The organism is Chrysosporum bergii ANA360D, assembly GCF_029891735.1.
GTDB classification, from domain to species: domain Bacteria; phylum Cyanobacteriota; class Cyanobacteriia; order Cyanobacteriales; family Nostocaceae; genus Umezakia; species Umezakia bergii.
This window is the reverse complement of the sequence record NZ_JANQDH010000118.1, coordinates 1-4,148: the sequence shown is the minus strand read 5'-3', so window position 1 is coordinate 4,148 and position 4,148 is coordinate 1. Positions and strand designations below refer to the sequence as shown.

Here is a 4,148-nt window from a genome sequence, read left to right as displayed (position 1 = left end):
TGTCGCTTTCAACCAACTTGTTCTATGTATGCTATTGAAGCTATTGAGCGATTTGGTGTATGGCGCGGTGGGTGGATGGCTACTCGGCGAATTTTCCGTTGTCATCCCTTCCATCCCGGCGGATATGATCCTGTTCCAGATGTGACAAACGTTTGCTGTGATACTACTTTAGTGGATTATAGGAAGGAAAGGAGTCAGCCAAGAGGGTAAAATACTGTCAAAAGGCTTCATATAGCAATCATATCCCAGTCGTGAAAAAATATGTGAATAAAAATCCCTATTTTATAGGCATTTGAGGCTTGTTGAACTCTCACATATCATTGGTGATCGTAGTGTTTTACTCAGCATCTGCGATCGCTTTGTCACGTCTTATTAGACAACACAGGAAGAAGTTCATCAAAACCTAGATAGCAGGAGTCTGACTTTTTGATTCTCAGCCAGCTTGCATTCTGACAAAATTACATATTCTTGACCGGAATTATGGTGTTTCCTATTGCTATTTCATCCGGATATCTGTACAATCTTGGCTAAACCACTAAGTACTTAATCCCGACTGACTAACCGTACTTTTAATCAAGGAGCCTAAAGTGAGTATGTGGACGGATATTTCGCATCGATGGAAACAGACTTCTTTGAAAAGCTTTGTTCCGCTCTTTTTGGTAGGAGTTATTTTGAGCGTGGCGATCGCTGCCTGTTCCGGTAACAGCGAAAATGCTGCATCTACCAACAAACCAGAGGCCAGTACAGTTGCAGCCAATAAGCAAGATGTGGAACTAACTTTGGTCTCCTTTGCTGTCACCAAAGCAGCTCATGACGCAATCATTCCGAAATTTGTGGAAAAGTGGAAGCAAGAACATAATCAAAACGTGAAATTTAATCAAAGTTATGGTGGTTCTGGCTCTCAAACCCGTGCTGTAATTGATGGATTGGAAGCTGATATTGTTCATTTGGCTTTGGCTCTGGATGTAAACCGAATTCAGCAAGCTGGATTAATTCAACCAGGATGGGATCAAGAAATTCCTAACAATGGCATTGTTTCTAGATCGGTAGCAGCCTTAATTACTCGTGAAGGTAATCCCAAAAATCTAAACAATTGGCAAGACATAGCCAAAGATGGTGTGCAGGTAATTACAGCTGACCCTAAAACTTCGGGAATTGCCCGTTGGAACTTCCTAGCATTCTGGAATGCGGCAATTAAATCTGGAGGTGGTGAACAAAAAGCCTTAGATTTTGTCGCTAAAATTTACACCAAAAACGTATCTTTGTTATCAAAAGATGCCCGTGAAGCTACTGATGCTTTCTTCAAGCAGGGTCAAGGTGATGTCCTCATTAACTATGAGAACGAAGTGCTATTGGCAAAACAAAAAGGTGAAAAGGTTAACTACAGCATTCCAGATGTGAATATTTCGATTGATAACCCTGTGGCAGTGGTTGATAAAAACGTTGATAAACATGGTACGCGCAAAGTAGCACAAGCTTTTGTGAAGTATCTATCTACCCCCGAAGCCCAAGTAGAATTTGCCAAAGTGGGATTCCGTCCCATGGATGAAACAGCACCACAAACCAAAAAACTGGCAGCTAAATATCCCAAAGTAAAAAATTTAGCTTCAGTATCAGATTATGGTGGTTGGGAGGCGATTCAGAGGAAATTTTTTGCCGATGGGGCTATTTTTGACCAAATCCAATCTCGGAAAAGGTAAAAGCTAAGAACTGGGGAGAATGTATCCAAACTTGTTGCCCAATCCCCAGTTGCTAGTACCCAATACCTACTACCCAATACCTAATCCCCGAAATACCTATGGCTGTATCTTCACATTCACAACCTGGTCGTCCCCACTACAAACTTAAGCGTCGGTCACTAATAAAGAGTTTATCTCTTATACCCTGGACATGGGTAGTAACTTACGCATACCTAACCATCATGTTGCTAGTACCAGTGCTGGCAATGTTTGCCAAAGCTGCTAATGAACCGCTAGAAGAAATTTGGAGAATTGGCACTAGCCCCATAGCTTCTGCCACTTATGATGTAACTTTTGTGACTGCGCTTGCAAGTTCTTTACTCAATGGAGTATTCGGTACAATCCTAGCCTGGGTTTTAGTCCGCTATGAATTTAACCTCTCAATGTGTGGATTTACGCTACCAATCAAAAAAATCATTGATGCCTCGATCGATTTGCCCTTTGCCCTACCAACATCAGTTGCAGGTTTAACCTTAGCGACAGTCTACAGTAACAATGGCTGGATAGGTTCTTGGTTTGCACCCCTCAGTATCAAGATATCTTTTACTCGTTTGGGGGTAGCGATAGCTATGACATTTATTTCTTTACCATTTGTTGTTCGCACTGTGCAACCAGTTCTTCAGGAGATGGAAAAGGAAATAGAAGAAGTTGCTTGGAGTTTAGGCGCTTCCGAATGGCAGACATTCTGGAAAGTCATATTTCCCCCTTTATTTCCGACAATTTTGACTGGTGTAGCTTTGGGTTTTTCTCGTGCTGTGGGTGAGTATGGCTCAGTGGTTATTATTTCTTCCAACACCCCTTTTCGAGATTTGATCGCACCCGTATTAATTTTCCAGCGTCTAGAACAATACGACTACTCTGGGGCAACGGTAATTGGTGTGGTGTTGTTGTTGATATCACTAGTCATGCTACTGTGCATTAACCTTTTACAAGCTTGGGGTAGACGTTATGAGATCAAGTAATAGGATTTATTTTCCTAACAAAAGGCAACGAAATTTCGTACCCATGATGTTGATTGGAATTTCCATCATCTATCTGTCACTGATTTTGTATATCCCAGCACTGAACGTATTTTATTACGCTTTCAGGAAAGGAGTTAGCTCTTTTCTAGAAAATCTTGTCACTCCTCCATTTCTCCATGCTGCTTGGCTTACCCTGTTACTAGCTATCATTGCCGTACCTTTAAATACTATATTTGGGTTATGTGCTGCTTGGTCTATAGCTCGTAATAAATTCCCTGGACGGGCTTTACTGCTGAGTATCATTGACTTACCTTTTTCAATTTCCCCTGTTGTTGCTGGCTTAATGATTGTTTTACTGTACGGACGACAAGGATGGTTTGGTGAGTGGTTACAGGAGCATGATATTAAGATTATTTTTGCTTTCCCTGGTATTGTCTTAGCAGCTGCATTTGTAAGTATGCCCTTCGTGGCCAGAGAAGTAATTCCAGTTTTAGAAGAAATGGGTAAAGACCCAGAAGAAGCAGCAAAAACACTGGGGGCAAATAATTGGCAAATTTTCTGGCGCGTTACCCTACCCCATATCCGTTGGGGAGTTCTCTATGGTTTGATTTTGACAAATGCTAGGGTAATGGGTGAATTTGGTGCTGTTGCAGTAGTTTCCGGCAACATCGCTAGTAAAACTCAGAGTTTACCTCTGTTTATTGAGGATTCCTATAAACAGTATGAAACTCAAGCCGCTTTTTCCGCAGCAGTATTGTTAGCATTGTTAGCTGTAGTGACATTGATATTAAAGGAAATTTTAGAACGTAAAACAGGGACTACTGGTGGTCACACACATTGACATACTCACCGACCTTGAAGGTCGGTGATTCTTGACAGTTCACAGTAACTCGCTGTCGAAACAGTCTTACAGTCACTCCCTGTCCATTTTAGGTCATGCCGATGCCCCATGCCGACCATTTTTAAAGATGGATTTTCACATACTAGAGTTTAACGGAGAATCAGACCACATCCACGCACTAATTGATTTTCCACCTAAACTTTCAATATCTCAAATTGTTAATGCTTTAAAAGGTGTGTCTAGCCCTAGATACGGTCAAGGTGGATTTCCTAAACCCTATGGGGAGCAAGCTCTATGGAGTCCTAGTTATTTTGTGTCTTCTGTTGGTGGTGCGCCACTTGAGGTGCTGAAGAAATATATCCAGAATCAAGAAAAGCCTTCGTTCTACGGCGGGGTTTTAAAACCATTTTTTAGATAAGGAAAAGGGCTGAAAACCTGCTAGAGTAAATTATGACGTAGAATGTGGAATCACCTTGGGTTTACGGCGGAGACTGTCAAAAGATTTAAGGAATTGTGGTCAAACTATTATTGATTTGGTTAATTAAAGGTTACAGAATGTTTATTTCGCCTCTGTTTCCGCCTACTTGTCGCTTTCAACCAACTTGT

General features: G+C 41.4%; 5 protein-coding genes and 1 pseudogene. All 6 read left to right on the top strand.

What is annotated here, in order from left to right:
• Nucleotides 1–210, top strand: a 210-nt coding sequence (gene yidD / locus NWP17_RS17200; protein WP_280656095.1) for a membrane protein insertion efficiency factor YidD, incomplete at its 5' end; no start/stop codon positions are given.
• Between the two features lie 383 nt (nucleotides 211–593).
• A complete protein-coding gene (locus NWP17_RS17195; RefSeq protein WP_280656094.1) occupies nucleotides 594–1,700 on the top strand; it encodes a sulfate ABC transporter substrate-binding protein in 1,107 nt (368 codons plus the stop codon).
• A 98-nt stretch (nucleotides 1,701–1,798) separates the two neighbouring features.
• The gene (gene cysT, locus NWP17_RS17190; protein ID WP_280656093.1) at nucleotides 1,799–2,701 is read left to right on the top strand and encodes a sulfate ABC transporter permease subunit CysT; all 903 of its coding nucleotides are present in this window, start codon (nucleotides 1,799–1,801) and stop codon (nucleotides 2,699–2,701) included.
• Nucleotides 2,688–3,542, top strand: a complete 855-nt coding sequence (gene cysW, locus NWP17_RS17185; protein WP_280656092.1) for a sulfate ABC transporter permease subunit CysW — start codon at nucleotides 2,688–2,690, stop codon at nucleotides 3,540–3,542. Before cysT ends, cysW begins: the two co-directional genes overlap by 14 nt.
• A gap of 124 nt (nucleotides 3,543–3,666) precedes the next feature.
• A pseudogene (gene tnpA / locus NWP17_RS17180) lies at nucleotides 3,667–3,960 on the top strand (IS200/IS605 family transposase); the annotation flags it as partial.
• A 95-nt stretch (nucleotides 3,961–4,055) separates the two neighbouring features.
• Nucleotides 4,056–4,148 (top strand): membrane protein insertion efficiency factor YidD (locus tag NWP17_RS17175; protein WP_280652990.1); only part of this gene is annotated, 93 nt, incomplete at its 3' end.